Genomic DNA, 4,694 nt, shown 5'->3' with positions numbered 1-4,694 from the left:
CGTTCACCTACGCCCAGCTCGACCTGGCCTCGACCAAACTGGCCCGGCTGCTGATCGAACTGGGGGCGGGCCCGGATGTCCGGGTCGCGGTGGCCATCGGACGTTCGCTCGAAGCTGTGGTGGCGCTGTGGTCGGTGGTCAAATCGGGCGCGGTGCTCGTGCCGATCGATCCGAGCGGTCCCGCCGACCGGATCGCCCGGATCGTGTCCGACTGTCGCGCGGACCTCGGCGTCACGGTGCGAGCCGCGGGCGCGCGGCTACCGGACACCGCGGGCGGCTGGATCGTGCTGGACGACCCGAGGTTCGCCTACGAGGTCGACTCCTGTTCCGGCGCACCGATTTCCGATGCCGACCGCACGGTCGCGCTGCATCCGGACAATGCCGCGTGCCTGCTCTACGCTCCCGATTCCGACGATGCCGCCGACCGGCTGGGCGCCGTCGTGCTCACGCACTCGGGGCTGGGAAACCTGAGCGCCGAACTCGCTGAGCGCTACGAGCCGGGCCCGGCCGCTCGGGTCCTGGCCTTCGCGTCGCCCGCGCATGCCGCGGCGCTGCTCGAGCTGGTGCTCGCCGTCGGGGTGGCCGGGCCGCTGGTCATCGTGCCGCCGCATATCGCGGGAGGCGCCGAACTGGCCGGGGTCATGCGCGACCGCGAGGTGACGCATGCCGTTCTCGACGTGCCGACCCTCGCCGCACTGGACGGCGATCTACCGGAGTCGGCGCAGATCATCCTCACCGGTGCCGAGCCGGTCGGGGCCGATGCACCGGCGTGGTGGCAGAACGGCCCCGAGGGCCCGGATCCCCGCGTGCACATCGCCTTCGGCGCCGCCGAGAGCACCGTCGCCTTCGCCGTGGGCGAGGCGGCCGCGCCCGATGCGGTGCCGGCGATCGCTGCGCCGAACCGAGGCGTACACGCGGTACTACTCGACGCACGGTTGCGGCCGGTGCCGGCGGGAGTGGCCGGTGAGCTGTATCTCGGCGGTGTCCAGCTGGCGCGGGGATATCACGACCGCCCCGGTGCCACCGCGGCCCGGTTCGTCGCCGATCCCGGCGGGGCACCCGGGCAGCGGTTGTTCCGCACCGGTTACGTGGTTCGCCGGCAGCGCGGTGTGCCGACGCTGGAATACGTGGGCCGTACCGAACCGCGCGCCGGCCGCCCGGCGATCGAGCACCGAGCACCGGAAACCCCGGCCGAACAGTTGATCGCCGAAATCTTCGCCGAGGTGGCGGGGATCGAGCACGTCGGCGCGACCGACGACTTCTTCGCACTGGGTGGTGACATCGAGCTCGCCGTTCGACTCGCGGCGCGGGCTCGCACCCGGGGTCTGCGTTTCACCCCCCGCGACGTGTTCACCGCGCGAACGATCGAATCGCTCGCCCGCGTCGCGATCATCGAGGCGCCGGCCACCACCGGCGGGCCGATGCCGTTGCCGCCGATGGCGGTTCGGCTGCTGGGACTGGAAGCGTCGACGCTGCCGCAGCAGGCGATCGTGGTCGACCTTCCGTCCGACTGCGATCCCGAGCGGATCCGGGAAGCGGTGGCAGGCGTCCTCGAGCGGCATCCGATGCTGTCGGCGCGGCTGGACGACGAGGCCGGAGTGTTCGTGATTCCGGAAACGCCCCCGGCGGCGGTGCTGCGGCAGTTCGCGCCGGGCTCGGAGGCCGTCGATCTGGCGGTCCGAGCGATGGGCCGGGAACTGGATCCGGCGAGCGGGCACAACATCGCCTTCGGGCTGATCCCGTCGCCCGAAGGCGGCGACGCGGCGGCCAATGTGGTCGTGGTCGCGAACTGCCTGGTCATCGACGATACGTCCTGGCGCATCGTGGTCGACGAGCTGTCGGACGCCTGGGCGGGCGGCCATTCCGCGCCCGCGGCCGTCGACGCCGGTCCGATCGGATTCAGTCGCGTCCTGCACGAGCGGGCGAACGCCGCCGACACCGTCGAGCAACTCGACTGGTGGCACCATCATCTCCGGCCCGCCCCGGCCGACGCCCCGATTCAGGGGCTCGATCTCGCGGCGCGCGGCCGGGTTTCGCTGGTGATCACCGCCGAGGGCGCGATCGCCGTGGACGCGGTGGCGCGGGCCTACCATGCCACCATCGAGGAGGTATTGCTCACCGCGTTCGCCCTGGCGCAGGAACCCACGCCCCGCGGCACCGCCGGCGACCTGATCGGTGCCGTGGTGCAGCTGCCGGCCGACGCTCGCGCGGTGTGCGGAACGGAATACGCCACTACCGCAGGCGGTTTCACGGCCACCCACCCGTTGCTCGTGGGCCTTGCGGGGATCGATGTGGACGAGGCTCTGCTCGGCGGCCCCGCTGCCGGCGTGGCCATCGGCCGGATCAAGGAGTTGCGCCGCGCAGTACCCGATTCCGGGGTCGGCTACGGCCTGCTGCGTTATCTCAACCCGCGGACCGGTCCGCAGTTGGCCGCGGCGGCCCGAGGGCGCACCGCCTTCCGCTACCGGGATCTGCGTCCGGCCCGGCCCTATCCGGGACCGCCGCCCGGCGATGTGCTGCTCGACATCACCGTGGACGCGACCGACGACGGCCTGCTGGCACGATTCGACTACGCGGCATCGGCTTTCACCGTCGATCAGGTGAAAGAGTTCGCCGGGCAATGGGTTCGGGCCCTGGGCGGTCTGGCCGAACACGGAACCCGCCCCGACGCCGGCGGTTTCACGGTGTCGGACTTCACCCTGGTGCGGATGGAGCAGAACGAGATCTCCGAACTGTCGCAGATCTACCCGAACCTGGCGGATGTCTGGCCGGTACCCGCGGCGCAGGCGGATATGCTGGCCGCCCGCGCCGACTCCCCGGCGGGCCCGGCGCTGACCAGGGTCACCGTGGATCTCGACGGCTCCGTGGACGAGTCCCGGTTGCGCGCTGCGGCCCAAGCCGTGCTCGAGCGCCACGACGCCCTCCGCGTCGCCTTCACCGCCGACCACGCCGGCACTCCGATCCAGGTCGTGTCGTCCCGGGTCGACGTCGCCTGGCGCGGTATCGATCTCACCGATCTCGAAGTCGACGCGGCGCAGGCCGAGGCGACGCGCATCGCCGAACTCGACTCCGCCGAGCATGTCGAGCCGGATCGGGCGCCGCTGCTGCGCTTCACCTTCCTGCGGTTGCCCGCCGCGGCCTACCGCCTGCTGATCACCGGCCATCGTGCGCTGATCGACGGCTGGTCGGCGTCGCTGCTCGTCCGGGATCTGCTGACGCGCTACGCGGTGGGCACGCGGACCCGACAGCTGCCGAAATCCGTTTCGCACGCGGAGTATCTGCGGTGGCTGGTCGCACAGGATCTCACCACCGCACGCGCGCGGTGGCGGCACGCACTCGCCGGAGTCACCGAACCGACGCTGCTGGCCCCGGCCGAGGCGGGTCGTGCCCGCTCGAACGAGACGGGCGTCGTGGGCTTCGAACTGTCGGCCGCGGACACCGAGCGCCTGACCCGACTCGCGGTCCGGCTGAACGTATCGGTGGACACCGTGGTGCGGGCGGCCTGGGGCCTGGTCGTCGCGCGGGAGACCGGCCGCGACGACATCGTCTTCGGCGCAGTGGTTTCCGGCCGGCCCACGGCCCTGCCCGGAGTGGCGGCGATGGTGGGGTCGTTCCGGACCGTGGTTCCGGTGCGGCTGCGCGCGGCGTCCTCGGGCACCGTGACCGAGTTGCTGACCCGCATGCAGGCCGAACAGTCCGCGCTGTCCGAATCCTGCTGTCTGGGGCTGCGCGATATCGAGAATGCCGCCGGTGTGGGCGGAATGTTCGACTCCCTGGTCGTATTCGAATCGTTCCCGGTCGATCGCGAGGTACTCGACCGGCTGGCCGTCGACGGCGTCGGGGTGACCGGATTCGCCGTAGCGGACGATCTCGACTATCCGCTGACCGTTGTCGTGGTGCGCGACAACCAGCTTCGCGTCACCCTGAAATACGCGTGCGATGTCTTCGACGAATCCGCCGCCGGCGCCTTCTCGCAACGACTCGCCGCACTCGTCGCCCGGTTCGTCGAGACGCCGCAGGCGGACCTCGCCGACCTCGACGTGTCGGCGGCCGCCGGATCGGCGGCGCCTTCCGACCTCGGGCCACCGCTGGCGCGCGGGGCCGGTCCTCGCCCGGAGGGGCCGTCTCCGGCATGATGGGCGGCGCATACGTAACGGACCGGTCTGGTCAGACGACTAGATAGGCCGTAGGGTCGGGCGAGGTCTCGACCGTCCGGGTGGCGCCTCGCCGGGCGCCCCGCGGAAAGCTGAAACCGAATTCGAGCAGATAGCGAAGGTGTGAACATTGATTCGTCGACACTTCCGGCGTAGTGGTCTGAGAGCTGCTGCCGTGCTCGCGGCCACCGGAGTCCTCACAGGCGTCGTGGCCGGAGTCGGCGCAACGTCCGCCTCGGCGGACGATCCGGTCATCGCCTCGAAGTCTCTGTTGGCCGACCCGCAGTCGCCCGACGGATCGCGGATCGAGAAGGCCACCTACAAGGACGACCGCAGCATCCGGCTGTACGTCCACTCGGCGGCGATGAACCGCACCTTCCCGGTCGATGTGCAGCGCCCCGCCGACGCCTCGGTGCCGCGCCCGACCCTGTATCTGCTCAACGGCGCGGGCGGCGGCGAGGACGACGCGTCGTGGCAGAAGAAGACCGACATCGTCAACGGCTTCCTGTCGGACAAGAACGTCAACGTCGTGCAGCCCAT

Annotated in this window: 1 protein-coding gene and 1 pseudogene; both read left to right on the top strand. The window is 71.2% G+C overall.

The features are described from left to right. Nucleotides 1-4,136, top strand: a 4,136-nt coding sequence (locus RJ03_RS27520) for a condensation domain-containing protein (RefSeq protein ID WP_157163503.1), incomplete at its 5' end; no start/stop codon positions are given. 193 nt (nucleotides 4,137-4,329) lie between these two features. Beyond that, nucleotides 4,330-4,694 (top strand): annotated as a pseudogene (locus tag RJ03_RS27515) (esterase family protein); the annotation flags it as partial.

Origin of the sequence: Nocardia aobensis NBRC 100429, from assembly GCF_000308375.1 — a bacterium.
Classification (GTDB): domain Bacteria; phylum Actinomycetota; class Actinomycetes; order Mycobacteriales; family Mycobacteriaceae; genus Nocardia; species Nocardia aobensis.
This window is presented reverse-complemented; position numbering and strand designations above follow the sequence as displayed.